Source organism: Nocardia sp. NPDC050713 (assembly GCF_040654315.1).
In the GTDB taxonomy this organism is placed as follows: Bacteria; Actinomycetota; Actinomycetes; order Mycobacteriales; family Mycobacteriaceae; genus Nocardia.
Genome location: NZ_JBFAHS010000012.1, coordinates 205,176 through 231,768 on the forward strand (window position 1 = coordinate 205,176; position 26,593 = coordinate 231,768).

At 65.0% G+C, this 26,593-nt stretch carries 23 protein-coding genes and 2 pseudogenes; 8 read left to right on the forward strand and 17 right to left on the reverse strand.

Translation table 11 applies throughout. From position 1 onward, the window contains the following. Positions 1-9 precede the first annotated feature (9 nt). The 4 genes from AB0H49_RS22650 to AB0H49_RS22665 form a co-directional block, all read right to left on the reverse strand. Positions 10-978, reverse strand: a complete 969-nt coding sequence (locus AB0H49_RS22650) for an MlaD family protein (protein ID WP_357254106.1) — start codon at positions 976-978, stop codon at positions 10-12. Positions 979-1,087: 109 nt separating this feature from the next. Beyond that, on the reverse strand, positions 1,088-1,954 hold the full coding sequence (locus tag AB0H49_RS22655) for an ABC transporter permease (protein ID WP_357254108.1): 867 nt from the start codon (positions 1,952-1,954) through the stop codon (positions 1,088-1,090). Next, entirely contained in the window at positions 1,951-2,799 is an 849-nt protein-coding gene (locus tag AB0H49_RS22660; RefSeq protein WP_357254110.1) for an ABC transporter permease, read from the reverse strand. Before AB0H49_RS22660 ends, AB0H49_RS22655 begins: the two co-directional genes overlap by 4 nt. Positions 2,800-3,187: 388 nt before the next feature. Further along, positions 3,188-3,784, reverse strand: coding sequence for a TetR/AcrR family transcriptional regulator (locus AB0H49_RS22665; protein ID WP_357254112.1), 597 nt, complete (start codon positions 3,782-3,784; stop codon positions 3,188-3,190). 60 nt (positions 3,785-3,844) lie between these two features. On the opposite strand from AB0H49_RS22665, the gene AB0H49_RS22670 reads away from it, so the two are divergent. Beyond that, positions 3,845-4,606: a nuclear transport factor 2 family protein gene (locus AB0H49_RS22670; protein WP_357254114.1), complete on the forward strand. Its 762-nt coding sequence runs from the start codon at positions 3,845-3,847 to the stop codon at positions 4,604-4,606. Positions 4,607-5,376: 770 nt separating this feature from the next. Here AB0H49_RS22670 and AB0H49_RS22675 read toward each other — a convergent pair. The 3 genes from AB0H49_RS22675 to AB0H49_RS22685 form a co-directional block, all read right to left on the reverse strand. Continuing rightward, on the reverse strand, positions 5,377-5,559 hold the full coding sequence (locus AB0H49_RS22675) for a hypothetical protein (RefSeq protein ID WP_357254116.1): 183 nt from the start codon (positions 5,557-5,559) through the stop codon (positions 5,377-5,379). Between the two features lie 434 nt (positions 5,560-5,993). Continuing rightward, a complete protein-coding gene (locus AB0H49_RS22680; protein ID WP_357254118.1) occupies positions 5,994-6,590 on the reverse strand; it encodes a TetR/AcrR family transcriptional regulator in 597 nt (198 codons plus the stop codon). A 201-nt stretch (positions 6,591-6,791) separates the two neighbouring features. Next, positions 6,792-8,051, reverse strand: a complete 1,260-nt coding sequence (locus AB0H49_RS22685) for a helix-turn-helix domain-containing protein (RefSeq protein ID WP_357254120.1) — start codon at positions 8,049-8,051, stop codon at positions 6,792-6,794. Between the two features lie 116 nt (positions 8,052-8,167). Between AB0H49_RS22685 and AB0H49_RS22690 the strand changes: the two genes are divergently transcribed. Beyond that, positions 8,168-9,130, forward strand: a complete 963-nt coding sequence (locus AB0H49_RS22690) for an AraC family transcriptional regulator (protein WP_357254122.1) — start codon at positions 8,168-8,170, stop codon at positions 9,128-9,130. Here AB0H49_RS22690 and AB0H49_RS22695 read toward each other — a convergent pair. From AB0H49_RS22695 to AB0H49_RS22710, 4 genes are all read right to left on the reverse strand, one after another. Continuing rightward, positions 9,111-10,835: an AMP-binding protein gene (locus AB0H49_RS22695; protein WP_357254124.1), complete on the reverse strand. Its 1,725-nt coding sequence runs from the start codon at positions 10,833-10,835 to the stop codon at positions 9,111-9,113. The two genes, AB0H49_RS22690 and AB0H49_RS22695, sit on opposite strands and share 20 nt — an antisense overlap. A gap of 86 nt (positions 10,836-10,921) precedes the next feature. Next, the gene (locus tag AB0H49_RS22700; protein ID WP_357254126.1) at positions 10,922-12,421 is read right to left on the reverse strand and encodes an aldehyde dehydrogenase family protein; all 1,500 of its coding nucleotides are present in this window, start codon (positions 12,419-12,421) and stop codon (positions 10,922-10,924) included. 72 nt (positions 12,422-12,493) lie between these two features. After that, positions 12,494-14,203, reverse strand: coding sequence for an NAD(P)/FAD-dependent oxidoreductase (locus tag AB0H49_RS22705; RefSeq protein ID WP_357254128.1), 1,710 nt, complete (start codon positions 14,201-14,203; stop codon positions 12,494-12,496). 83 nt (positions 14,204-14,286) lie between these two features. Further along, positions 14,287-14,634: a hypothetical protein gene (locus tag AB0H49_RS22710; RefSeq protein WP_357254130.1), complete on the reverse strand. Its 348-nt coding sequence runs from the start codon at positions 14,632-14,634 to the stop codon at positions 14,287-14,289. A gap of 222 nt (positions 14,635-14,856) precedes the next feature. Between AB0H49_RS22710 and AB0H49_RS22715 the strand changes: the two genes are divergently transcribed. Both AB0H49_RS22715 and AB0H49_RS22720 read left to right on the forward strand, forming a co-directional pair. Continuing rightward, positions 14,857-15,798: an alpha/beta hydrolase gene (locus tag AB0H49_RS22715; protein ID WP_357254132.1), complete on the forward strand. Its 942-nt coding sequence runs from the start codon at positions 14,857-14,859 to the stop codon at positions 15,796-15,798. Positions 15,799-15,894: 96 nt separating this feature from the next. Next, positions 15,895-16,383 (forward strand): annotated as a pseudogene (locus tag AB0H49_RS22720) (acetyl-coenzyme A synthetase N-terminal domain-containing protein); the annotation flags it as partial. Positions 16,384-16,516: 133 nt separating this feature from the next. Here AB0H49_RS22720 and AB0H49_RS22725 read toward each other — a convergent pair. From AB0H49_RS22725 to AB0H49_RS22750, 6 genes are all read right to left on the reverse strand, one after another. Continuing rightward, the gene (locus AB0H49_RS22725) at positions 16,517-18,100 is read right to left on the reverse strand and encodes a long-chain fatty acid--CoA ligase (protein ID WP_357254134.1); all 1,584 of its coding nucleotides are present in this window, start codon (positions 18,098-18,100) and stop codon (positions 16,517-16,519) included. A 278-nt stretch (positions 18,101-18,378) separates the two neighbouring features. Next, complete coding sequence (gene dmpG / locus AB0H49_RS22730; protein ID WP_357254136.1) at positions 18,379-19,407, reverse strand: 4-hydroxy-2-oxovalerate aldolase; 1,029 nt, start codon at positions 19,405-19,407, stop codon at positions 18,379-18,381. Beyond that, positions 19,404-20,393 carry an acetaldehyde dehydrogenase (acetylating) gene (locus AB0H49_RS22735; protein WP_357254138.1) on the reverse strand — a complete coding sequence of 330 codons (990 nt, stop codon included), beginning with the start codon at positions 20,391-20,393 and terminating at the stop codon, positions 19,404-19,406. The genes dmpG and AB0H49_RS22735 overlap by 4 nt, the downstream gene beginning before the upstream one ends. After that, positions 20,390-21,202 (reverse strand): fumarylacetoacetate hydrolase family protein, encoded by an 813-nt coding sequence (locus tag AB0H49_RS22740; RefSeq protein ID WP_357254140.1) that lies wholly within the window; start codon positions 21,200-21,202, stop codon positions 20,390-20,392. Before AB0H49_RS22740 ends, AB0H49_RS22735 begins: the two co-directional genes overlap by 4 nt. Positions 21,203-21,505: 303 nt before the next feature. Beyond that, positions 21,506-22,444, reverse strand: coding sequence for a 3-carboxyethylcatechol 2,3-dioxygenase (locus AB0H49_RS22745; RefSeq protein ID WP_357254142.1), 939 nt, complete (start codon positions 22,442-22,444; stop codon positions 21,506-21,508). After that, the gene (locus AB0H49_RS22750; RefSeq protein WP_357254144.1) at positions 22,441-23,463 is read right to left on the reverse strand and encodes a zinc-binding dehydrogenase; all 1,023 of its coding nucleotides are present in this window, start codon (positions 23,461-23,463) and stop codon (positions 22,441-22,443) included. Before AB0H49_RS22750 ends, AB0H49_RS22745 begins: the two co-directional genes overlap by 4 nt. 358 nt (positions 23,464-23,821) lie before the next feature. Here AB0H49_RS22750 and AB0H49_RS22755 point away from each other — a divergent pair, with 358 nt between their 5' ends. The 4 genes and pseudogenes from AB0H49_RS22755 (at position 23,822) to AB0H49_RS22770 (ending at position 26,541) form a co-directional block, all read left to right on the forward strand. Further along, complete coding sequence (locus tag AB0H49_RS22755) at positions 23,822-24,994, forward strand: SRPBCC family protein (RefSeq protein WP_357254217.1); 1,173 nt, start codon at positions 23,822-23,824, stop codon at positions 24,992-24,994. Further along, positions 24,991-25,329 (forward strand): non-heme iron oxygenase ferredoxin subunit, encoded by a 339-nt coding sequence (locus AB0H49_RS22760; protein ID WP_357254146.1) that lies wholly within the window; start codon positions 24,991-24,993, stop codon positions 25,327-25,329. The genes AB0H49_RS22755 and AB0H49_RS22760 overlap by 4 nt, the downstream gene beginning before the upstream one ends. Further along, a pseudogene (locus AB0H49_RS22765) lies at positions 25,326-26,162 on the forward strand (NAD(P)/FAD-dependent oxidoreductase); the annotation flags it as partial. The gene AB0H49_RS22760 and the pseudogene AB0H49_RS22765, both read left to right, overlap by 4 nt. Further along, on the forward strand, positions 26,080-26,541 hold the full coding sequence (locus AB0H49_RS22770; protein WP_357254219.1) for an oxidoreductase C-terminal domain-containing protein: 462 nt from the start codon (positions 26,080-26,082) through the stop codon (positions 26,539-26,541). The pseudogene AB0H49_RS22765 and the gene AB0H49_RS22770, both read left to right, overlap by 83 nt. The last annotated feature ends 52 nt before the right edge of the window (positions 26,542-26,593 follow it).

Sequence of the window (26,593 nt, forward strand, 5' to 3'; positions counted from 1 at the left end):
GCGCGGACCTCATCGCACACCCCCGTCGAGTGGCGCGGACGGAGCCGGGGGCCCGGCCGTGCCGAACAGCGGCGTCGCCAGCGCCGGAACACCGCGCAGGTCGACATCGACATCGAGTACCGGCCCGCTGGGGGTGTCGTGCAGGCTCCTGTCGAGGCGGTCGAGCAGCACGCCGAGTTCGGAACCGGTGCGAGCAGGCGCGGCGACCGATGCGGCGAGGGTTTCGAGAAGCGGCGCCAGCATGGTGACGTGCCCGGAAAAGTGTTGTTTACCGATTGCCAACGTGTGGTCGAGAGTTGGCAAAAGGTCGTTCTTCAGCATGGCGAACGTGTCGTCGAAACGGCGTTGAGCGGCCGGGTCGGCCATGAATTCGTTCGAATAGAAGCTGTACAGCAGTTCGATGGCGCCGTTCAAGGTGTATGGGGCACCCTTCATCGCGCTGCCGAACTGGTCGAACAAGAACGGCACCGGTACTCGCTGGGTTTCCGCGATGGACTGCGCCGTTACCAGAACCGCCTGCAGCAGCGGGGTGAATGCCTTGACGCCGACGTTGATCTCGGATAACAGCTCGGCGAGCTGGGGCGTCAGTACATCACCGGTGAACTGCCCGAACGCATGCAGCAGGGACGAGATCGTCGCGTCGGTGGTTCGATCGGCGTTGTCGCCGGTCAGATCCACCACGACATCGTCGGTCAAGGCGGCACCCCCCTCGCCCGGCCGCAGCACGATCTCGCTGATTCCGAACAGGTTGGCAGGCGCATAGGCGACGCCCAACGTGTCCGTGAGTCCGGGTAGCTGGGAACGGTTCAGCGCCAACTGGATTCGCTGACGACCGACTCCGGCGAGCTCGACCGAATCGACGGTGCCCACACGGACTCCGGCGAGTCGTACATCGACACCGGCGCCGACGCCCTCGCCGACGTGTTCAGTCAACAGCGTGACCGACAGCCGGTCGGGGTCGCTGCCGGTCGGCGCCAACCGCCACCCGACGATCAGAACAGCGGCGAGTAACAGTGCGGCGGCACCGGTGATCCGCGAACTTCGCGCGGAGACCGCCACACCTGGCATTCCATAAGCAGGCATCGTGTTATCCCGAGAAAGTAATGGGCGAAGTGAAGCCCCAGAGAACGATGGTCATGACCATGTCCAGCGCGATGATCGCTACCAAGCTCGCGCGGATGGCACGCCCGGACGCGGTACCGACTCCTTCGGGTCCGCCTGTGGCGAAAAACCCTTGATAGCAATGGATCAAGATCACCGCGACGGCGAAGACCAGCACTTTGATCACCGCCGCGACGATGTCCCACGCGACCACGAACTGAGAGAAGTAGTGGTCGTAAACACCAGGCGGGGCCCCGTGCACCGTGGTCACCACCGCCGCGGTGGCAAGATAGGACAGGACGAGCGCGATCAGAAAGGTCGGCACGACCGCGACCGTTCCAGCGATCACCCTGGTAGTGACAACGAACGGCACCGAACGGACCCCGAGGGATTCCACGGCGTCGATCTCCTCGGAGATGCGCATGGAGCCGATCTCGGCCGTCATTCGGCAGCCGGCCTGCGCGGCGAACCCGACACCGGCAGCGATCGGGGCCAGCTCGCGGGTATTCGCGAACGCCGAAACCAAGCCACTGAGCTGACCGAGCGCAACGAGATTCAGCGCGCTCCATGCCTCGATACCGATCGAGGCCCCCACGGCAGCGCCCATCACCACCATGACCGCGGCCGTGCCGCCACCGACGATGACCGACCCTCGCCCCCAGGTCATGTCGGTGATCATCAGCACCGTCTGCGCGCGATAGTGCTTGAGGGTCAATGGAATCGAAGACAGGACCTGCAAGGAGAAGCTGAGCACGAACCCCACGGTGTCGACAATCGACATGGACCGCTTCGCTCTGGCGCGCAGCCAGCGCAGGGGTCGCAGCAGCGGCGGAACGTAACCCGTTGCCATCATGCGAGTTTCGTGGGGAGGTACATGGCGACCACCTGGGTGATCAGTACGTTGACCAGTGCGATGGAAACAACCGACAGGATGACCGCGGCGTTCACACCGTCGGCGACTCCGCGCGGCCCACCCTTTGCCTCGAGCCCACGCTGGCAGCCGATGACCACGACGAGGTAGCCGAAGAGCACGGACTTGCCGATCGACACCCACACATCGGCCTGCGTGGTGAACGTGCCGAACGACTCCCAGTAACTACCGGGGGTCACCCCGAGAGCCGCGATGGAGACCAGGTATCCGGCCGCGATTCCTATCACGATGATCAAGATGTTCAGCAGCGGCGCGACAAGCAGCATCGCCAGCACCCGTGGAACCACCAGGCGCTGCACCGGATCGATGCCCATCACCTTCATCGCGTCCACTTCTTCTCGGATCGTCCGCGCGCCGAGATCGGCCGCGATAGCCGCGGCGCCCGCGCCACCCAGCAACAGACCGGTGGCCAGCGGCGCCCCCTGCTTGATCACACCCAGCCCGCCCGCAGCGCCGATCAGCGCGTTCGCACCGAGTTCGCTGATGATATTGCCGACCTGCGCCGACACGATGACACCGAACGGCACGGCCATCAGAACGCCTGGCACCGCGGTGACCTTGATCAGGAACCACGCCTGAATCAACGTCTCCCGCCACTGCAGCCGGAGCCCGGCGGCATCGATCGCGGCGATCTTGGCCGACTCCACTCCGGTCCTCATCGCCCGGCCGAACGTCGCGAGACTCGACCCCACCGTCCCAGCGAAGTTCTGGCGCAATACCTCTATCGCCGACGGCTCGGATGCTCGGGCCGGCTGCGCGGCCGACATCACGCGTGTCGCATTCGATTGGTAGAGAACCGCATCGCACGGTCAGATCCGACAGTCACAACAACTTCCATTCCAGCTTTCCCGCGTCTACATGACCCTTTTGGACGCCGCACCGTCACCGTGATGGGCGTCACAGCGGCCCACTGTATCAGGAACCAATTGCTTTCGGAAGCGGTCGATGCAAGATTTAGCGCCTTCCAAGCACGATCACGGGCCCAGTCGTGCGCAATCTCATGGTTATTGCGAAGTCGAAGACCTCACGAGACCGGGGACGCAGCACTCGGCGGAACATATTTCGTCGACAGACTTCACGATCGCCGGACTTGCCTCAGCGCCCTCCGGAATGAACGATGCGAGGATCTGGCGACTCGAGCATCAAGCTGTCGATTCAGCGTTCGACACCGATTCCCGAACCGATCAGCTGCTTGGCAACCTTGGTGACATGATCGACGAAGGCGCGGCGATCGGTGCCGAGGCTCCCCTCGGTCCACTCCACGAACAGCGAGATGAGCGCCCCGAAGAGTGCGGAGAATCGCATCCTGACCACGGGGTCATCGGGTGAGCCGCCGATGAGGTCGCCCAGCGCCGATACCGCGACCCCAGGACCGGTCTCTCGCACGTGACGCCGCAGGCCGACGTCCGCGAGGGGCTCGACCAGAAGAATGCGGCAGATGCGTGGGTCGGCTTCCATGAGGCGGGCGGCGGCATCGAAGACGCCATGCAGGTCGCCGGAGGCCACCGCCGGCGCGACTGCTTCCTCCATCCGCGACAAGGCGGCAGCGTACACGGCATGCAGGAGCGCCTCGGCATTCGGAAAGTTCTCATAGAAGAACTTCTGGCTCAACCCCGCCTCGCGGCACACCGCGCGCATTCCCAGCGCGGCGACGCCGCCGTGGCCGACCACTTCGACTCCGGCGTCGACCAGTCGGTTTCGCCGTTCGGCGACACGATCCTCCGCCGCCCGGCCGCCGTAGCTCCTTGACACAGCGCCACATTATCAGCACGATCCTAATTAGAAACCACTTGCTTCCTGATGGAGAAGTCGATGTTCGACGATGAGAAGTTCCAACAATCGCTTCGCGAGCCGCGGCTCGCGCATCCGATACCTCGGATCCTGAACAACCGGGCCGAACCCGTCGAGGTCCTCGATGAACAGGCCCTCACCACCATGACCCAGGCATGGTTCGACGAGTACGAGAAGAAGATCGAGTTCTACGGCGCGCACGGCCTGGACATTGCCTGGACCCTCGAGTGGGCGAAGAAGTACTGGTGGAGCTGGCAAACGCGGGACATGAGCTACAACCACGAGCTCTACACCAAAGATCTGCGCTACAAGGACGTGACGACCCTGGGCGCCACCATGGTTGGCCTGGATCAATTCGTGGAGTACAACTTCGCCTTCTTCGATGCCATCCCCGACTGGCGTTACGACCCGATCCCCGGACAGTCCTACCTCGACGTGACACCAGAGGGCGAGGTTCGCATGGTCGTCCGCTACTACGGCAGCGGCCACCTAGTCGGCCCACTGAAACTTCACCCCTACGGCACCGACGCCGTCGCCATCCCTGGCAACGGCGCATTCATCCAGTGCACGGCGGTCGACCGGTACCACTTCAACTCCGACCACCTGATGTACGAGGGTGAAACGCTCTACGACCTGATCGACGGCGTTCAACTGGCCGGAATGCTGCCCGGCCCATCGTCCAAGAGCTTCAAGTGGTTGATGCGCAGCGCAGCTCTCGCGACTCGGGTGTCGACGCGGCTCAACCAAGCCACCGCCCATGAGCGCGGAATCCTCATGCCTTGAATACCGCACGTCCAACGGCGGACTCCAGGGCTCGTGCCGACGCGATCTGGTTGAGGCCGCGAGCAGTTTGTGGGGAACGCTCGGCCGGGGCCGCCCAGCCGAGCGTTCGCCGTGGCCGGCCGTTCAATTCGGCGGCGACCGCGCCGAGGCGTTCCGGAGTGGCTTAGCGAGTGTCTCGTTCGATCAGGCGCCGATAGCCGTCGCGCCGAGCTCGCCGATGATCAGGTCGCCTCCCCTGCGCCCGGCTACCGCCCGGTCGGAAACCCCGGCCGGGCGGTCACTGATCATGACCATCGACGTGACTGAACGCTTCTGACGCGCCGGGGTCTGGCGTAGCGGCTCGCGGGTGAGCGCATCCGGTGCGCAGAGTTTTGGCCAGTTCGCGGTGTAACTCTCCGCGACCATAAACGAGCGGTTGGCAGATCGGCTCGTGGACCACGTGCATGCCCTCGGGTGCGGTCGGCTTCTGACAGGTAGCGACCGCGGCTCGCTGATCACGGTGACGGCCCGAGAAACAATGTTTCGCACGGCAGGCGCCGCAGCGCGCGACACTCGTCCGTGGCGTATCGAACCAATTCGATTGTGCACCAACGCTTGCGCATCCAATCGTGGATCAAGTTGCGCGTCGCCGCCCCGGTGGTCGCGTAGTCGAAAACCATATCGGCCAGCCAGATTCGCACATGGACGTCACCGTCGGGCGGGAACCATCCTCCAGCGGTCATGCCCGATCGCGATCCCGAAGACATTATCGTGTCAGCCTTTCCGCATATTCATGACGGTTCGCGCACGCCTTGGCCAAGGTCGGGACGATAGAACTCCCAGCTCTCCACGGCGTAAACAGACTCCGTTGGAATTTCGAACTCGGCCGCGCGCTCACGTAGTGCACTGATGCTTACCGTTTCTGCGAATTGGTTCAGGCGCTTGTCGGTCAACGGCGTCGTCATCGCCGTCACGATTCCGAAGAGTATCAGACAGCATGCGCTTCCGGAAGCGCTTGATTTCCGAATTGCGCCCCTATGTGACTCCCGACACGGCATGTTCGAGTGACGCCATCTCGTCGATGCACCGCACGACCGCCGCGATAGCGTCGATCCCCTCGAAGACGCGCGGCCGTCGGCGCCGCGAGCCTGTGGGTACCGTCACAATCGGCCAGCGGCGACATCGCCACGATTGCGCCGGGCGGTAGCAGGCAATGCGCTCGTTTGCGCATGACCGCGGCGCCACGAACGTTCACACCTCCGGCGGAAGAACGTCTTCTCGACGCCGCGCTGGAACAGTTCGTGCAGGTCGGCGTGAAGAAGACGACCACCGAAGCAACTGCGCGACTATGCGAACCGCTATCTGGTTCCGATAGTCGGCCGCTGATCAGAACCCGCCACCGCCGACTTCAGCGGCCGGCGCCGATTCCGATGCCGACCAACTGCTTGGCGACCTCGGTGGCGTGGTCGACGAACGCGTCGCGGTCGGCGCCGAGGTTTCCCTCGGTCCATTCGACGAACAGTGAGATCTGCGCGCCGAGAAGCGCGGAATACCGCATACGGACCAGCGGGTCGTCCTCCGTACCGCCGACGAAGTCGCCCAGTGCGCCTCTAACGATTCCCGGCGCGGATTCCCTGACGTAGCGCCGCAGATCCGCATCAGCGAAGGGCTCGATCAGCAGAATGCGGCACAGCCGCGGGTCCGACTGCATCAAGCGCGCGGCGGCGTCGAAGCCGCCACGCACGTCGCCGGCCGAAATCGATGGTGCGACCGCGTCTTCCATTTTCGACAAGGCGGCCTGATACACCGCGTGCACGAGAGCCTCGAGATTCGGAAAGCTCTCGTAGAAGAACTTCTGGCTCAGCCCGGCCTCACGGCACACCAAGCGCATCCCCAACGCGGCGACCCCGCCGCGCCCGACCACGTCTATACCCACGTCGATGAGGCGCTGTCGCCGTTCGGCGGCGCGATCCTCGGCCGGCCGTCCACCGTAGGTCCTTGACATACGGCCACATTAGCAGCGCCGATCGAAGTTGGGAATCGCATGCTTCCCGATTAGTGGAGATGTCGAATACCAACCGAACAGGTGCCTGTGCCGCCACTCCACGCCATCATCACCTCGCCTCCATCCCGCCACGACCCCGCCCCCTGCGGCCGGCCAATCGCCGAGAACATCAAGAGAAAGGCTTTGACGCGATGTTCGACTTCACCGGGCCACTCCGTTGGGCGATCCACCGTGCGGGTTCTCGAGATACGTCGGTCTCTTCGTGCCAGAGACCGACGCTGACACGGTTCCCGCTTCGATCGCCCACCAAAGTTCCGCGACGGTCCGAGGATCGGTCAGGTCCTGACCTATCAATTGCTCGATCTTCGACAGGCGATGTTTGAGCGTGTTCAGGTGGACGCCGAGAATTCGGGCCGTTCTCTTGAGCTCGCCATGCGAGCGGAGAAATTCGCAGAGGGTAATCTCCAGCACCTCACCGAACCTGCCATTGATCCGCAGAGGCGTAAGATATCGGCGGATCAGGAGCTCGCTCACGTCAGGATTCGACGCGATCGCCAAGCGCAGACCGAGATCGCCGCAATTCACGAACCCGGTCAGTCCGAACTGAGTCGCGGTCATCAAAGCGCGGCTTGCGTTCCGGTAGCTCGACGCGGCGTCCGAGACAGGCCCACCGTCTCCGACACCGACGACCCCGTCCATGCCGCGGTCCATTCCGGCTACCGAACCGAGAGGGACGAGGCCGATGACTTCGTCGTCGATCACGGCCAGAACACCGGTTCGGCCGTCTCTATCCCATGTGCGGCTTTGGATCTCTGAACGCAGGCGGTCCGAGTCCCCGGTTGTCGTGCGTGCCCGGATGGCGTACCACGTGGCTTCGGGGCGCAGGCCGTAGGCGGCGGCTTCCCGCGGGATCATCGAGCCGTCGAGTCGGCCGTGCAGGAGATCGCATATGAACTGCTCACGGAGAGAATCGCGCCCCTTGCGTTGGAGTTCGATCTCGCGGCGCGTGTGCAGCAGCCTCGACGCCCCCTCGTCAGCAGAGTCCGAGAGCAGAGTCAGAGCCCTGACGACGGCGTCCGAAGGCGTTCTTAGGGAGGTCGCGATGTCGAGGAAACGATCTCGAATGGTGCGGTGTTTGCGCCGATAGCCGTCGAGCATGTCCTCGGTCGGGACTCCCTGTTCGATGCGCTCCCGGGCGATCCATGTCTCGTCGGCCAGGTCCGAAACCGGGACGGCGGAGGTCCACAAGGTGTGCACCGCCCGATGGAGGTTGCGTCTCGCCGCGCCCTCGATCGACTGCATCGGCACCGCGAGTGTGTTGTAAACGCGCAGCTCATCCCATACGGTCGTGACCTGGCGATCGACGAGATAGTCTTCCTGCGCGGAAAGGACGCTCGCGAGTTCCCGGAACGTCCGATCGACATCCCCGTCACTGCGTGGGCGGGCAACTTCGGAATGCATATGATCCTCACTAACGCCAATATGTGATTGCCATCACTATGACGCCAGTGGCGGCACTCGGTCTTGAACGTTGTGCGGACAGCCCTTGGACGATATTGCTGAGATCTGGTGAACCGATGTCATACGACAACCGACGCGCGACCCTCGACGATGTGATGTCGAGTTCACCCCCGCACAGCCCAGCGTCGCGCGCATCGCAGCTGATAACGCCGGATGACTACCCCGACTGGGTGCCGGGCGTCTTGTTTCTCGGCGACAACGTCCACTCCGGAGACGGCGTGACTGTGCGGGGGTTCAGATACGGTGAGCATGACGTCGTGCTGCCGCCGGTGCGCGACTATTTGGTGGTCGCATACCAGCAGGGCACTGCGAACATGCGCCGCCGATTCGACGGTCGGTGGTCTCACGAGACGCTAGGTCGCGGAGACGTCACCTTGCTGACCCGCGCGGCCGAGTCCCGCTGGACCTGGCGCGAGGAGATCGACGTCGTCCATGTGCACCTCACGCAGGATCTCATGCGTTCGGTGTGTCGTCAGATGTACGAACGGGAGATCGAGGAGGTCAGCCTCCGGGACGAGTTGAGGGCCGACGACCCGGTGGTGTTCCGAGCCGCGATGATGCTGGCGGCGGAGACCGCTCACGCCGAGGCGGGCAGTGAGCTGGTGGTCGAATCGCTGGGGTGTCAACTCGCGGTTCACCTTCTGCGTCGGCACACCGAATTGAAGTTCCGGGAGGTCTATCCTCAGCACGGCATGCAGGACAGGCTGCTGTGGCTGGTCTCGGAATACGTCGACGCACACCTGCGGGAGTCGATCTCGTTGCAGGACTTGGCTGGTGTTGTGAACCTGAGCCGGTATCACTTCGCGCGGCGGTTCCGGGAAGCCACCGGACAAACTCCGCACGAGTTCGTGACCCGACGCCGGGTGGAGCGCGCCCAGCGGCTCCTGGCGCGCAGTCGATGGATGACGCTGTCGGAGATCGCGGGGGCCTGCGGTTTCAGCGACCAGAGTCATATGACACGCGTGTTCAGGAAGCGCTTGGCGGTCACCCCCGGGCAGTTCAGGGCCGAGAACCGCTGACATCGGGTCGGAGGTGTCCGGTGCGTTTCGGAGCCTTGGCATTTCGGAGCACGGGGAACTGGTCGTCACGATACTCGTTGCCGCGAGCGGCGCCGGCCTGCTCTCGCTCCCGGAGCTCGACCCGTCGTATCTTGCCGCTGATGGTCTTCGGAAGGTCAAGGAATTCGAGCCGACGCACGCGCTGATAGGGCGCCAGCCGTTCGCGCGCGAACCGGAGAATCTCGAACGCCGTCTCCTCGCTTGCGGTGTAGCCGGGCGCGAGTGCGACGTACGCCTTCGGGATGGCCAGCCGAATCGGATCAGGGACGGGGACGACGGCCGCCTCGAGGACGGCGGGATGTTCGATCAGCGCCGATTCCAGTTCGAAGGGGCTGATTTTGTAGTCGCTGGACTTGAACACATCATCGGAGCGGCCGATGTAGGTGAGGTAACCGTCCGCGTCGACGGAGGCGATATCACCGGTATGGTAGTAGGCACCGGACATGGCCTCGGCGTTGCGCTCTTCGTCGCCGCGGTAGCCCGTCATCAGCGACAGAGGACGCCGCGTGAGGTCCAGGCATATCTCGCCCTCGCGATCGGAAGGACTGCCGGTGATGGGATCGACCAGGAGGACCGGCATGCCCGGGAGCGGACGACCCATCGATCCGGGTTTCAGTCTGGCGTTTCGGGTGTTGCCGACCTGGGCACTGGTTTCCGTTTGGCCGAATCCGTCGCGAATCGTCAGCCCCCACTCGCGCCGGATGTGTTCGATGACTTCCGGATTGAGCGGTTCGCCGGCTCCGATGAGTTCGCGCAGCGTGCCGGAGCCGCGGGACAGGTCGGCGTTGATGATCATGCGCCAGACGGTCGGAGGGGCGCACATGGTCGTGACGCGGTGGTCTGCCAGAACCCGGAGGAACTCGGCCGCGTCGAAGCGTTCGTAGTTGTAGACGACGATCGCGGCCTCTGCGAGCCAGGGCGCGAAGAATGAGGACCAGGCGTGCTTCGCCCACCCCGGTGAGGAGATGTTGAGGTGAAGGTCGCCGGGCTGCAGGCCGAGCCAGTACATGGTCGACAGATGTCCGACGGGATACGAAACCTGGTTGTGCTCGACGAGTTTGGGCTTGCTGGTCGTTCCGGAAGTGAAGTACAGAAGCAAAGGGTCGCGGGGACCGGTCAGCGGATGGTCGAGCGGGTTCGGGGCGTACCGATCGGCGTCGGCGAAATCGTCCGTGGAGATGATCACGCAGTCCCCGGGAACCTCGGCCAGCTTGTGGCGATCGGCGGCATCACAGACGACGAACCGTGCCGCCCCTCGCTCGATTCGGTCCGCGAGCTCTATCGATCCCACGGCCCGGGTCGTCGGCATGATGACGGCGCCGAGCTTCATGACCGCGAGCATGGTCTGCCACAACTCGACTCGATTGCCCAGCATGACGATCACCGCATCGCCCTTGGCGACCCCCTGATCGGCCAGCCAGCGGGCGACCTGATCGGACGTCCGGGCGAGCTGATCGAAGGTATAGGTCGCCGAACTGCCGTCGGACTCGACGATCACCAAGCCGGCGGACTCGTTGCCTCTGGCGAAGGCTTCGAACCAGTCGTGGGCCCAGTTGAACGTCTCGCCCACGTCGGGCCATCTGAACTCGGCTGCCGCTCGCTCATAGTCGTCTCGGAGGGCAATGAGGTGATCGCGTGCTGTGCGTAGCGCGACGGTGGCGTTCATAGTGTTCTTTCGGTCGGCGGGGAGAATCCCCGGAGAAGGTTCCGCGTGCCCGGCGCCTCGACGAGGCGCCGGGCACGCGCGGACATCTACAGGCAGACGTTGATGGACTTGGTCTGGGTGTAGAGGTCGATGGCCCCCGCACCCAGTTCGCGGCCCCAACCGGACTGCTTGTAGCCGCCGAACGGCAGGGCGGCATCGAATGCGTTGTGGCAGTTCACCCATACCGTTCCCGCCTTGATCTGGCGGGCGGTCCGGTGCGCCTTGCCGATATCGCGGGTCCACACGCTGGCGGCCAGGCCGTAGGGGGTGTCGTTCGCGGCCGCTCCGACTCCTCGGTCGGCGTTGAACGGCGTCGCGACGGCCACCGGGCCGAAGATCTCCTCCCGATAGACGCTGAAGGAGGAGTGGACGTCGACGAGCAGGGTCGGCTCGACATAGAAGCCGCGGTCACCGTGACGTCTCCCGCCCGCGAGCGCCGTCGCGCCGTCGGCCAGTCCCTGCTCGATATAGCCGGTCACCGTTTTCAGTTGCTCATCGGACACCAACGGCCCGATTTCGGTGGCCGGATCAAGCCCCGGACCGATCTTGCTGTTGCGAGCGATCTCCGCCACGCCCTGGGTGAATTCGTCGAAGATGCGATCCTCGATCAGCAGTCGCGTTCCAGCCGTGCAGGTTTGGCCGTGGTTGAACAGGAAGCCGCTGGCAGTGCCCGAGATCGCGGATTCCAGATCGGCGTCCGCGTACACCACCTGCGGGCTCTTCCCGCCGAGTTCGAGCGAGACCTTCTTCAGATTGCCCTTGGCGGAATCGACGATCAGCTTGCCGACCTCGGTCGAACCGGTGAACGCGATCTTGTCGACATCGTCGTGTGCGGCGAGCGCCGCACCGGTATCGCCGTAGCCGGTCAGCACGTTGAACACGCCAGCCGGCAGCCCCGCTTCGGCCATCAACTCCGCCAAGCGCAGGGCGGTCAGCGGCGTCTGCTCGGCCGGTTTGAGAATGACGGTGTTGCCGCACGCCAGCGCGGCCGGGACCTTGAACGCCGCCATGAGCAGCGGGAAATTCCACGGGATGATGGCGCCGCACACGCCTACGGGTTCACGAAGCGTATACGCATGCCACTGTGCGCCGGGAGCCCACGGAACCGACACCGGGATCGTGCGGCCTTCGATCTTGGTGGCCCACCCCGCGTAATACTCGAAAAGCTCTGCGGTCCAGACCATGTCGACCGCTCGGGCCACCGTGGCCGGCTTTCCGTTGTCGAGCGCTTCCAGCTGTGCGAGCTCGTCGGCGTGGTCGTAGATCATCTCTCCGATGCGGAACAGCAGGCGCTGCCGCTGGGCGGCCGTCCACAGCGACCACTCGCCCTCGAATGCCTTGCGGGCGGCCCGAACCGCGCGGTCGACGTCGGCGGCGCGCGCCCGCGCAACCGTGGTCAGGACTTGACCGGTCGCGGGGTCCATCGTCTCGAAGCGTTCTCCCCCGGCGGCGTCGACCCAGTCTCCGCCGATGAATAATTGTTTGGGTCGCTCGAGGAAGCTTCGAACCGATGGGAGCAGTGCGGTGCCGGTTGTTTCGATGGTCATCTCTTTTGCCTGATTCTCTGAGACGTGGTTACGTGTTATCGGCCTGGGAAGTGTGCCGCGCGCGCTGTGGGTTCACAGTGCCGCCGCCGCAGGGGTTTCGGTCGCGACGGTGGTCAGAACGAAGCCCTCGAAGTTGTTGTCGCGGGACGCTTCCCATGCCTGGCGGTAGGCCGCGCCGCCGCCGAAGTAGAACAGGATCTTGCGGGGCTTGCCCGGGATGTTGGCCCCGAGGTACCAACTGCCGACCTTCGCACCGTCGGTGAGCAGGGTGGCGCGGAAGACGTCGTCGAGGTGTGCCGACCACGCGTCGCTGGCCTCCTTGGTGACCTCCACCCGGTTCAGACCGCGTTCACGCATGCCCCGGAGCAGTTCGCCGAACCATTCGACGTTCATCTCCGACACCATCGGAAAGTTCGCGTACAGGGTCTGCGGTCCCGAGACCATCAGCAGGTTCGGAAAGCCCGGAGTACCCACTCCCAGATAGGTGTTCGCTCCTTCGGACCACGCGTCGACGAGTGGGAGACCCTCGCCATTGCGAATGTCTATGCGCTCGAAAGGCCCTGTGACAGCATCGAACCCGGTGGCGAACACGACGACGTCCGCATCGAATTCCTGTCCGTCGGCGAGCCGCAACCCCTTCTCGGTTATCTCGGTCAGCCGGTTCTGGCTGACATCGACGAGGCGGACATTCTCGCGGTTGAACGCCTCGTAGTACCCGTGTTCGAGCGGCGGGCGTTTGCCGACGTAGGGATAACCCTTCGGGCACAAGAGTTCCGCTGTGTCCGGGTCGTTCACGATCGAGCGGATCTTGTTCCGGATGAACTCCGCGGCAGCATCATTGGAACGCTGGTCGAGGACGATGTCATCGAAGGTTTCGAACAGAAACTCCCAGCCGCCCCGCTGCCAGTTTTCCTCGAAGATGCGTTCACGTTCTTCATCGGTGACGTCGTCGTAGACTCGTCCGGCGGGGTCGAGTGGGAAGCCGAAGACGTGGTCGCGGGCCTTGCTCCAGATGCTGTCGTAGTTTCGCCGGATCTCGGCTCGCTTCGCGTCGTCGAGCGGATAGTTCTGGGCGGGCACCGCGAAGTTCGGGGTGCGCTGGAACACGGTGACCCGATCACACTGCTCGGCGACCACCGGGACGAGCTGGATTCCGGTGGCCCCGGTGCCGATGACCGCCACCCGCTTCCCGCGGAGGTCGACGCCCGCTTCGGGCCAATCGGCCGTCAGCAGGATGTCGCCTTCGAACCGGTCGCGGCCCGCGATCTCAGGGACCACGGGCAGGGACAGGATTCCCAGCCCGGTGATGAGGTACGTGCAGGTGAATTGCTCACCCGCGCTTGTGGTCACGGTCCAGGAGTTGGTCTCGTCGTCGAACCGAGCGGACACGACGCGGGTGTCGAACTGGATATCGCGTCGCAGGTCGAATCGATCGGCGACATGGCGAAGGTAGGCGTTGACCTCCTCCCACTGCGGATACCGCTCCTTCCAGTCCCAGTCGCCCATCAGCTCTTTGGAGAACGACAGGCAGTAGACCCAGCTCTCGCTGTCGGTGCGCGCACCCGGATACCGATTCCAATGCCAGGTGCCGCCGACATCGCTGCCGGCGTCGAGGACACGGCCCGACAGGCCGAGTTTGCGGAGTTCAAGAAGCATCCGCACGCCCGAGAAACCGGCGCCGATAACGACCGCGTCGAAAGTGCGCTCGTCTGCTGTCTTGATCGGTGTGGCGACAATATTGCCGCCGGGATCGACGGCAGACATTTTCAGCGAGTCCGACATGAGATTCGACTCCTTGGATATATCGAGCCTTCAAGAATGGCCCTGGGTGAAGAAGAGCGGGATGAATCGAGGGTTTGCGCTTTTCAGAAAGCGGATTCGTAGTAGTGCAGCAATGGGCCGCCGGACTCGCTCATGTCGACCGCGGCGGACATGTCGAGAGTGCCGTCGGCGAGTGCTTCGCCCAAACGGTCGGCAGAGCCCTGCAGATCGTCGGTTTCGATGTCGTAGACAGTCATGTACCGCCGCACTGGAAGGGCCTCCGCCGGGAGCAACTGCTCCTTGGACAAGCGGTAGCGACGTGCTCGCACCACCCCGGGGACGTGCTCGATGACCTGGGGGATGTGGATCTCGTCGTACCAGCGGTTGAACTCGCCTTCCACGTCGGCGGAGGCCGGGTTGATGAGCACTACGAGGGTCGTCGATCGCGACATCGGGATCACTCCTATCCTGATTGACAGCCCCGTTCCTACACGGGGCGTCTCAACCGAGTTGTTCGATGGATTCAGACTGCCCCACGAACATGTCGTCGGAGTTGGCGAAATCGCCAATGTCGTAGCGCGGACGATGTCGAAAGAGCCAACGGGCAAAGTGCCGAATTGTCCTACCGTCGAAAAGGAAACGAGGCCATCTCAAACTCGCGGAGGACGATCGATATGTCTCTTCATCCTGAAGCCGTAGCATTGCTGGACGTCTTGGCAGCCGCCGGGCTGCCGCCGTTCGAGCACATGACAGTTCCGCAAGCACGCTCTGCGGCACAGGGTTTCATCCCGCTGCAGGGCTCACCAGAAAAGGTCGAGAGCATCCGCGAACAGTCGGTACCCGGACCTGGCGGCGATATTCCGATTCGTATCTACACCCCCGCGGGAGCCGGACCACACCCCGTCATCACGTATTTCCATGGCGGCGGCTGGGTAATCGGCGACCTCGACATCGTCGACACGCCTTTGCGCGCCTTGGCCAACAGGACCGGTGCTGTGGTCGTCTCGGTTTCCTACCGCCGAGCCCCCGAGCATCATTGCCCTGCCGCGCTCGATGACGCGATCGCGGCGACCGAGTGGGTCAGCCGAAACGTCGAACAGTTGAATGCGGACCCGGCCCGCCTGACAGTGGCCGGGGACAGCGCCGGGGCGACCCTCGCCGCAGGTGTGACGCTGGCGGCTCGCGAGTTCGGCGGTCCGGCCATCGCCGCTCAAATACTTATCTACCCCGTCACGGATTTCGACTTCACCCGCCTTTCGTACCAGGAGAACGCCGAGGGGAAGCTCCTCACCCCGGCGTCGATGCAATGGTTCTGGGCTCACTATCTCGGTGCATCGGACCTGCCGGACTTTCCGTACGCCCTGCCGAACCGGGTAGCGGACCTGTCTGACCTCCCCCCGGCGTTCGTCGCCACCGCTGAGTGCGATGTGCTTCGGGATGAGGGCGAGGCGTACGCCGCCAACCTCGCCAGTGCCGGCGTGCGCACGGACGCCGAGCGTTACGACGGGCTCATCCACGGGTTCTTCTGGGCGCTCGGTGCCCTCCCGAGCGGCACACGAATCCTCGACGACATCGCGAGCTTCCTCGCCACCATCAGCGCGGAACAGCCTGCCTGACTCGGCGAGGAGGAGGCCGGGCCGTGGGTTCAGCGAGGCCCGGCCCCATTACTCGACTACGACACTGCCGAATCACATCTGAGCGAAGCGATAGAGATGACCACGGATACATCTGCCGACCACGGAGGCGTTCCCGCCCAGCGCTGAGTTCGCGGCTGCCGCCAATGGCGATGCCTCTCTCTACGATCGGGCCGCGGCCGTCCGGGAGGGGTTCTGGGCAGAACAGGCGAAGCGCCTGCACTGGCAGCAGCCCTTCACCCAAGTATTGGACTTGGACGATGCACCCTTCGCCAAGTGGTTCGCCGACGGCAAACTGAACGTCGCCTACAACTGCGTCGACCGGCACGTGCTCGCTGGGCGCGGCGACCAGGTCGCCATCCACTGGGAGGGCGAGCCCGGCAATTCGCGCGCCCTCACCTACAGCGATCTGCTGGCCGAGGGTGATTCGACCATCGAGCACGTCCTCCTGGTGCGCCGCACCGGTATGGACACCCTGATGGTCGAGGGCCGCGACATCTAATGGGACGAGACCGTCGCGCTGGCCTCCCCGAGCACGAAGCGCAGGCATTCGACGCCGAGCACCCGTTTGGGTCGCTGTCCGTAGAACTTCCGGCACCTCAATGTACGTGATCCCGCCGTCGTACCCGACTCGTGGCGGCGGGTCAGCTCGGCGACCGGAGGTAGAGGGGTGAGGACGGCGATCGGCCGGCGTCACATTTCAGCACCCTTCGTCGAGCAAGCGCCGGATGGCCGCCTTGTCGAGTTTCCCGGAGGCGTTTCGCGGCACCACATCGACCACTCGCAAACGTGTGGGGAGCTTGTAACGGGCAATCCTCGACGCCGCGTGGTCCCGGATATCGTCGAGGGTGGCAGAGGCATTGGCGACGAAACTGACTACGGCAACGACTGTTTCGCCCCATCGGTCATCCGGGCGACCGACGACGGCGATATCGGCGAGGCCGGGGAAGTCGGCGAGTGCGCGTTCGACCTCGGCCGGATAGACATTCTCGCCGCCGCTGATGATCATGTCTTTGAGTCGGTCTATAACGTAGAGATAGCCGTCGGCGTCGAAGTAACCGATATCGCCGGTGTGGAACCAACCATCGGCGTTGAACGCAGACTCTGTGATCTTGGGGTCGTTCCAGTACCCGGGGGTGACATTCGGCCCTCGGACGACGATTTCGCCGCTCACGCCCGCCGTCGCCGGACAGTCGGATGCCGGGTCGACGACGCGGACCTCGGTGTGCGGCATCGGAATTCCCGCCGAGCCGAGTTTGGTGAGGGTGAGCTCAGCGGGCAGATGTGTTGCGAACGGCGCGGTTTCGGTCAAGCCCCAGGCCTGCTGAAGCATGATTCCGTGGGACGCATATCGTTCGATGAGGGTGGGCGGGACGGGTGCGCCGGCTACAACGACCGTGCGGAGGTGTGGGAGTGCGTTATCGAACAGATCTGGTACCCGCGCCAGCGCGGTGAGCATCGCGGGAACCGCGAAGAAGGAGTTCACCTGGTACTCGACGAGGTCGCGAAGAAATGCCTCGGGTTCGAAGCCACGCCGCACAACCGCGGTCCCTCCGCGCACCAAGGTGCGTAGCGCGAGCGCGTTGAGCCCGCCGATGTGGAACATGGGTGCGGCAGCGTGTGTGACGTCCCCGCGGCGCGTGTCCAGGCGGGCGTCGACATTGACGCCGTTCCACCAGAGGTTGCCGTGCGTCAGGATCACACCCTTCGGCCGGCCAGTCGTTCCGGAGGTGAACATCAGTACCGCCGGTTCGTCGAACTGGCGCGGCGAGGGAGCAACGGTCCAGTCGGCATCGAGCTGACTCCATGGCTCCCATCGTCCCGAAACCGGATGTCTTACGGCGGCTTCGGGATCGTCATCGACAAGCAGGAAGTGGCGCAGCTCCGAATCGTCGGCGAGGTCGTCGATGAGTAGGCGATGACCGTCCTCACAAACGATGGCGGTCGCGCCACTACTTTGTAGAATGGCGCCGAGCTCCGGCCCGGCGAGCCGGAAGTTGATCGGAACGAAGATCGCGCCCAGTCGGAACGCGGCGAACATCGTGATCAGAAAAGAAGGGCTGTTCAGCCCGAGATACGCCACTCTGTCCGATTCTCCGATACCTCGGTCGCTGAGGACTGACGCCAATCGACTCGCTCGACTGTCCATTTCGGCCCAGGTGAGATCTCCGCCAGCGTAGCGGATCGCAATCCGGCCAGGCTGGAACTCAGCATTCGCGTGGATCGCGGACGCTGGGTTGACGGACACTGTGGCACCGGAATTCGCGGGGTGCGCCGTGGTCATCGAGATCTCCTTCATGTTCGTCGCCGCTGACATACAGATGGGGTCGTCGTCGAGCAGTCCGCTTCGAGGAGGTCGAACTGCTCACTCTCGAAATGAGTGACGTGGTCGGCCCGTTGTCCGGTGACCGACCGTGCTGTCGCGGTGCTCACGGTGCTATTCCATCCCTTCTGCGGGAGATCGCCGAAGCGGCTGTGCCGCAGGGCGGCACACTAGGCGCGCAACGGCGTTCGAAGGTCGGTTGCCGGGAGGCAGGCCGATCGGCGATCGCCGGTTCGGGGTCAGACCGCGGGCACGGTAGTCTTCCCACCGACGATGTCCAGGGCGATGTCGACGATCATGTCCTCCTGGCCGCCGACCAAGCGGCGGCGGCCGACCTCCAACAGGAGCGTGCGGGCGTCGACGCCGTACCGCTCGGCGGCGATTTCGGCGTGCCGAAGGAATGAGGAGTAGACACCGCCGTAACCGAGGGTCAGGGTTTCCCGATCGACCTGCACCGGCCGGTCACGCAGCGGGCGCACCAGGTCCTCGGCAGCGTCCTCCAGGGCGTACAGGTCGCAATTGTGTTTCCAGCCGAGCAGATTGGCGACCGCGATGAATGGCTCGATCGGGCAGTTGCCTGCGCCGGCACCCTGCCCGGCCAGCGAAGCGTCGACGCGGGTGACGCCCTCCTCGACTGCGACCACGCTGTTGGCAACCGACAGGGAAAGATTCTCATGGGCATGGACGCCGACCTGCGTCGCCGGATCAAGCACGTCCCGGTAGGCGCGGACGCGATCGCGCACGCCGTTCATGGTCAGCCTGCCACCGGAGTCGGTGATGTACACGCAGTGCGCGCCATACGATTCCATCAGTTTGGCCTGCGCGGCGAGTTGTCCGGGTTCGGCCATGTGGCTCATCATCAGGAATCCGGACACGTCCATGCCGAGTTCGCGGGCGGTGGCGATGTGCTGAGCGGAGATGTCGGCCTCGGTGCAGTGCGTTGCGATCCGCACCGACCGGACGCCCAGGTCGTACGCCCGTTTCAGTTCCACGATCGTGCCGATCCCTGGCAGCAGCAGCGTGGTCAGCACCGCGGAGCTGATGTTGGCGGCGGCGGCTTCGATCCATTCCCAGTCGGTGTGGCTGCCAGGACCGTAGTTCACCGAACTGCCTGCCAGACCATCACCGTGGGCGACTTCGATGGCATCGACACCTGCCGCGTCGAGGGCAGCGGCAATGCGGCCGACGTCGACCGGATCGATGCGATGGCGGATGGCGTGCATGCCGTCACGCAGGGTGACGTCCTGGATGTAGAGCTGGGAGTTCATCGGGCAGCCTTCGCGATGGTCCGCGAATCCGCGGCAGAAGTTTTCCGGTGCGCGATCGACTCGGCAACACGCAATGCCGCCGAGGTCATGATGTCGAGGTTGCCGGCATAAGCGGGCAGGTAGTGGGCAGCGCCCTCCACCTCGAGGAACACTGACACTCGAGTGGTCACCGGCCCCGCACGCTCGGACACCAGCGTGTGGACCGGCTCTCCAGCTGCGATCGGTGTGAACTGGACATCCTGCTTGAGCCGGTAGCCTGGGACGTACTGGGCGACGCGCTCGGCCATTTGCGCGATCGAAGCGCGAATGGCCTCGTGGTCGGCCTCGCCGATCAGGCAGAACACGGTGTCACGCATGATCAGCGGCGGCTCGGCCGGGTTCAGGATGATGATCGCCTTACCCCGCGCTGCTCCACCGACGGATTCGATGGCGTGCGAAGTGGTTTCGGTGAACTCGTCGATATTCGCCCGGGTTCCCGGACCTGCGGACTTGGACGCGATCGATGCGATGATCTCCGCGTAATGCACCGGTGTCACCGCCGACACCGCGGCGACCATCGGGATGGTCGCCTGCCCACCACAGGTCACCATGTTGACATTGTCTATACCGGCATCCAGATGCTCATCGAGATTGACCGGTGGCACCACGAACGGTCCGATCGCGGCCGGGGTCAAATCGATCAACGTCTTGCCGTGCGGTGCGAGTTTTTTCGCGTTCGCGATGTGCGCCTTGGCGGATGTGGCATCGAAGACGATGTCGATCTCATCGAAGTTCGGCAACCCGATCAGCCCGTCGGCACCTTCGTGGGTGGCCGGAATCTCCAACCGTCTGGCACGCGCCAGCCCGTCGGAGGCCGGATCGATGCCGACCATCGCCCCCACTTCCAGATTCTCGGACAGGCGCAGCACCTTGAACATCAGGTCGGTGCCGATATTGCCGGACCCGATGATGGCGACTTTCGTCTTCCTTGCGGCCGGTGTGCTCATTTCCCCTCCTTCGGGGAGAAGTTGGCGAGAACCGATCCCAGCGGACCGATCTCGGCGCGAATGCGGGTACCGGGCGGCGTGGGCGCCATCGGGCCCAGTGCCCCGGACAAAACGATCTGACCGGCCCGCAGCGGATTTCCGAATTCTCTGGCCGTGCGCGCTAGCCAGGCCAGCGCGTTGAGCGGGTCGCCGAGGCAGGCCGCGCCTTTTCCGTCGGAAACCAGCACGTCGTCGGCATACATCCGCATGGTCACGTCGGCGGGTTCGAACTCCGCCACGGTCAGCTGCCGTTCTGCCAGGACGAACAGCCCGCTGGAGGCGTTGTCGGCCACGGTGTCGGTGATGGTGATATCCCAGTCGGCGATGCGGGAGTCGACGATCTCCAGAGCGGCCACGGCGTAGTCGACCGCGGCACGGATCTGTCCGTCATCGAGGTCCCCTTCGGCCAGATCGTGCTTCAGGACAAACGCGATTTCGGCCTCAGCTTTGGGTTGCAACAACCGCCGCGATGGCACCTCGGCCACACCGGAGACGTCCATGTCGGCGAACAGGACGCCGAAGTCGGGCTGGTCGACACCGAGTTGCCGCTGTACCGCGGGCGAGGTGAGGCCGATCTTGCGGCCGACCACCACCGCGCCGGCAGCGAGGCGGCGGCGGGTCAGTTCCTCCTGTACGGCGTAGGCGAGTGCGATACCACCGCCGCCGAGCAGGGTGCGAACCGGCTCGACCGGTTCCCCGGTGCGCAGCGCGTCGGTGATTCGATCGGCGGCTATCGCCACAATCGTCGCGTCGATGTCGGCTGTGCTCACTGCATTCCCATCCTCTCCTCGACTGCCGTCAGAATCATGACCCGGTACCCGCGGAGGGCCCAGATGGTCGTGCCGCTGGACGGAACGGCGCCGGTCGTTCTCGGCGGCGATCCTCGAGATGGGTCGCGATCAATGTGTTGATCGCAGTGCCACCGCGGCCGGGCAGGTCGACGGCGATGGCTCGGCAGCCAGTCCGAGTCGCACGGAGCTGGGGATCCCACATCGCCAAGGTCGTACCCAGCGATCCGATGAACACCACCGTCGCGGTGCCCGGCTGCCCATGGTCGGTGTAGTTCGGAAACCTCATCGACGACGCGCCGTCGTCACGGCGAACCCCGCGATCCAAGCCGGAATCGCCTCGTAGAACCGGTAATCCATGCGGTAGTCGCCGCCCGCCGCCAATGCCGCGTAGGCGGCGATCCAGGTCCGAACCTCGTGGGCGGAGCCACCGCCGTCCCGCGCCATCGCCTCGACTGTCCAGTTGTCGAATTCGGCCAGGTCGCCTTTGCCCAACAGGTCCAGCAGCTGGTTGTCCCAATCCGGGTTGATGGGAGTCATCGCGGACGTGCCGGCGACATAGTCGCGGCCCGCTTGCACGACACGCTCCTCACCCTTGGCCCGCTGTTCCGGCGTCGGCGGGCGTCCCTCGATCAATGCGTCCGCGACCCGGGGCGGGGCCCCCTGCAGCACCGGCACTGGAGGGTCGTGCGACAGTCCACCGGAGGCCAGGTACAGCACACGCAGATCCAGTTCGCCTGCGGCTTGGCCGATGGCGGCGCCCAGTGCCCTGATTCGGCTCACCGGGCCCAGTGGCGTCGCGACGCCGTTGACGAAGACCGGCACCACCGGCACCTTGTCGATACCGCCGAACAGCATCTCCAGCGGCTGGGCGAAACCGTGATCGACGGTCATACGTGAGGAGATGGTGAGATCGATGTTCCGGTCGAGTACGCCCTGGGCGATCAGCTTCGCGGTGCCGGTGTCGACCGAGAGCGGACCGGCCGTGGTCTCGAAGTCACCGATCGCGTTCGCTTCGGTGGCCAGGCAGAATGGCGGCATCTCCTTGTAGAAGAAGCCGTTGTAGTGATCGGGTGCGAACAGCACGACCAATTCCGGGTCGAAATCGCGAATGAAATCCCGTGCGGTCGCGATGGCACGGTCGACGCGAGCCAGGACGGCGGGTTCGGGATCGTTCTTGCCGATCAGAGGCGAGTGGGACATGCCAACAACCGCTGCTGTCATGAGCGTTTCCTAGAACGGTGGGAGATGGGTGGATTGCAGTGCGCCGCGCCGGGCGGGTGGATGACGACCTTGCCGGTCAGGGCACCGTCGATCATGAGCTGAAAGCCCTTGTGAATTTCGCTGAGCGGCAGCGTCCGATCGATGACGGGCCGCGCGCCAGTGGATTCCATCATGCGCAGCATCGCGACCAGTTCACTGCGGGTGCAGCCGGTGGAGCCGAGAATGCGCTGCTGCAGGTAGAAGATGCGGTTCAGCTCCGCGCCCGGCTGCCCTCCGCTGGTGGCGCCGGCGACGACGATGACGCCTCCGGGTCGCAGCGACTTCAGAGAATGCTCCCAAGTCGCGGCGCCGACGGTCTCGATCACGACGTCGACTTTCTCCGGCAGCCGTCCTCCGGTTGGCGCGGCGGCACGGGCACCCCAGGCAAGGGCTTCGGCGCGCTTGGTCTCGCTGCGGCTTGTGGCGTAGACGACCGCGCCCGCAGCCGCGGCCAGTTTGATCGCCGCCGACGCGACACCGCCGCCCGCCCCTTGGACGAGAACCCGGTCGCCAGCCCGAATCCCCGCCTTGGTGAACAGCATTCGATACGCGGTGGTCCAAGCGACGGGCAGGCAGGCGGCCTCGTCGAACGACAGCCAAGCGGGTTTGGGCACCAGGTTGCGGGCGGGCACGGCCAGATACTCCGCGAAGGCGCCGTCGTACTGCTCCGACATCAGCGCCCGGCGCGGGTCCAGGGTCTCATCACCACCGCCCGCGTCCGGGTCGGCGATCACCGGGTGCACGATCACCTCGTTGCCATCGAGGTCGTACCCCGCGGCATCACAACCGAGAACGATGGGTAGGCGCTCGGGCGGATGCCCGACACCCCGCAGCGTCCACAGGTCGTGCATGTTCAGCGAGGTCGCGACCACACGTACCAGCGTCCAGCCCGGCTCGGGCTGGGGGACGGGAACATCACGGACAACCAGACCCGACAGCGGATCGGTAGCGCTCTGGGAGATTGCCTGGGCTGCGAGCATGTCGCCACCGTCACCCGAGGACGAGCCGGCGCCCTAGTCCGCGTGCCACCCAGCGGAACACCCGACCGCTATTTCCGGCCGCGCACACCTGCGACGACATCACCAGCGGCCGCGTGCCGTCCTGCGGAACAGCGAGTGGAGTACGGCTGGGCTCGGCGGTTTCCCTGGTGGCATGACCTCCACCGTCGAACCCGGCACCGGCCGCGAAGCCACTTGCGCCACCCTGTGTGGTTCACTGCGGCGACCGGCCGAGCTGGCCCGCAATGTCGATGTCTCGGGGCTGGTCGACACCGGCAGCGGCCTGCTGGACCGCGCGATATTCACCGACGAACAGCTCTATCGGCAGGAGCTGCGGCGCGTGTTCGCGCCATGTTGGCTGTTCCTGGCGCACACCGACCAGTTCCACAAGCCCGGCGACTTCTTCACCACCTACATGGGCGAAGACCCGATCATCGTCACGATGGACAAGCAGCGTCGCATCCGTGCCTACCTGAACTCGTGCCGGCACCGTGGCGCGCGGGTGTGTCGTGCCGACTTCGGCGCCACCCGCAACTTCACCTGCACCTACCACGGCTGGTCCTACGACCTCGACGGCAAGCTCGTCTCCATCCCCAACAAGGATGGCTACCCCGACTCGTTCGACACCGACGACTGGGGACTCGTCGAGGTCCCGCACGTGCAGACTTATCACGGCCTGATCTTCGGCACCTGGAACCCACAGCCGGTGTCGTTGCGGGACTACCTGGGTGACATGGCCTGGTACATGGACGCCATGCTCGACCACGACGAGCAGGGCACGGTGGTTGTCGGCGGCGTGCACAAATGGGTGCTGGAGGGCAACTGGAAGCTGGCGGCCGAGCAGTTCGCCACCGACTGGTACCACGTCAACATGAGCCACGCGTCGGCGCAGATGCTGCTGGCGCCGAGCAGGAACCCCAAGACCGAGATCGTGCACCGCACCGGCCGCCAATACCTCGACCCCAACGGGCACGGGCACGGCTTCCCGGTACATCCGAAGAACCGGTTCAACGCCCAGACGGTGCACGAATGGACGGACTACGCGGCCCTGCGCGAGCGGCTCGGCGACGCCAGGGTCGAGGGCCCGCTCACCGACGGGCACGCCACCGTCTTCCCGAACTTCTCCTATTTGCCGGTGATCGGCACCATCCGGGTCTGGCACCCCAAGGGCCCGGACCGCATGGAGGTGTGGTCGTGGACCGTGGTCGACAAGTCGATGCCGCCGGAAGTGCGTGAGGCACAACGGCTGTACAACCTGCGCACCTTCGGTCCCAGCGGCATCTTCGAGCAGGACGACGGCGAGAACTGGAGCGAAGTGCAGGCCATCTCGCACGGCTTCATCACCAACTCGGTGCCCTTGAACTATCAGATGGGCATGGGCTCCGAACGCCACGACGGCCGCCACCCGGGCACGACCAGCGAACTGTACAGCGACGCTGCCGGGCGCGCCTACTACAACCGGTGGCGCGAGCTGATGAACACCCCGGCCTGGCACGAGGAAGAAAGCCGATGAGCAGCAACGGAATTCGTGTCGCCACCCTCGACGACATCCCCGTCGGCGAAGGTATCGCGATCGACAAGTCCACAACCGGCACCGAGGACGACATCGCGCTGCTGCGCGACGACGACGGCAGCGTCTACGCTCTCGACGACACCTGCCCGCACGAGATCGCCTCGCTCGCCGAGGGCTGGGTGGAAGACGGGTATGTCGAGTGCCCGATGCACTCCAGCAAGTTCTGCCTGAAAAGCGGTGAGGTACAGTGCCTCCCCGCGACCCAGAACACTCGCACTCACCGCGTCGAAGTGCGCGACGGTCAGGTGTTCGTTTTCCCGAACGAGGCGCCATGATCGGCAGCGTCGTCATCATCGGCGGTGGCATCGCCGGGGTCAGCACCGCGAGCGCCCTGCGCGCCGGCGGGTTCGTCGGCGATGTCACCCTGGTCGACGCCGGCGAGTTTCCGTACGATCGGCCCCCGCTGTCCAAGGACTTCCTGGCAGGCACCAAACAGTTGGCCGACATCGCGTTGCAACCTCCACAGTGGTACGACGACAACAAGGTTCGTCTCGCCGTGGGTACCAAAGCCGTTGCGCTTCGACCCGGCACCGGCGAGGTCGAATTGTTCGACGGCACGACCCTTTCCGCGGATCGCGTCGTGCTCGCTACCGGCGGTCGAGCGGCCCGGCCTCCCATCCCGGGCAGCGAAAGTTCTCGCGTACATGTATTACGCAGTGCGGCCCAGGCCGAGCGGCTGCGTGCCGCGCTACAGTCGGGCGCGCGGGTGCTTGTGGTCGGCGCGGGACTGATCGGCGCCGAAGTCGCCTCCACCGCAGTCGATCTCGACTGCGAAGTAGTCCTCGTCGACCCCGTTCGGCCACCCTTGGCCGGTGCACTCGGTAGGGCGATCGCGGGCTGGCTGCACAATGTGCACGCCAAGCGCGGCATTGTCACCATCCGGGCGGGTGTGGAATCGCTGCACGACACCGCGTCTGGTATCACGGCTGAGCTGTCGAACGTCGACGAGAGCCGGGAATTCGATGCCGTCGTGCTCGGTGTCGGTATGGTCCCCGAGACCGCGCTCGCCGAAACGGCCGGACTGGATGTCGACCGGGGAATCGTCATCGACCGCGGCCACACCACCTCCAATCCGGCGGTGCTCGCGGTGGGCGACCCCGTCCGCGTCTGCCGCGACAACGTGCTGCTCCCGCGAGCCGAGCATTGGGAAGCCGCCCAGCACGACGGACAGCGCGCTGCCGCGACCATTCTGGGCATCGCTCCGCCCGCCGACACCGCACCCTGGTTCTGGACCGACCGCCACCACCTGCACGTGGAAGCCGTCGGCGCCATGGCCGCCGCTGGACACACCGTCGTCCGCGGAACTCTCGGCACGCCGCCGGTTCTCCGCGTTCGGTCTCGTGCGAGATCGCGTGGTCGGCGCGGTCGCCGTCGGCGACTCGGGCGCCGTACGCGCGGCCCGCCGAATGATCGATCGGGGGATCTCGGTCGAACGAGACCGGCTCGCCGACCCGACCACCGACCTCCGAAAGCTGTTGCGCGGCTGATCCGCCGCCCCGCAGCGCAACCACTTCGGCGCACTCGCGCAGAAGGGATGGA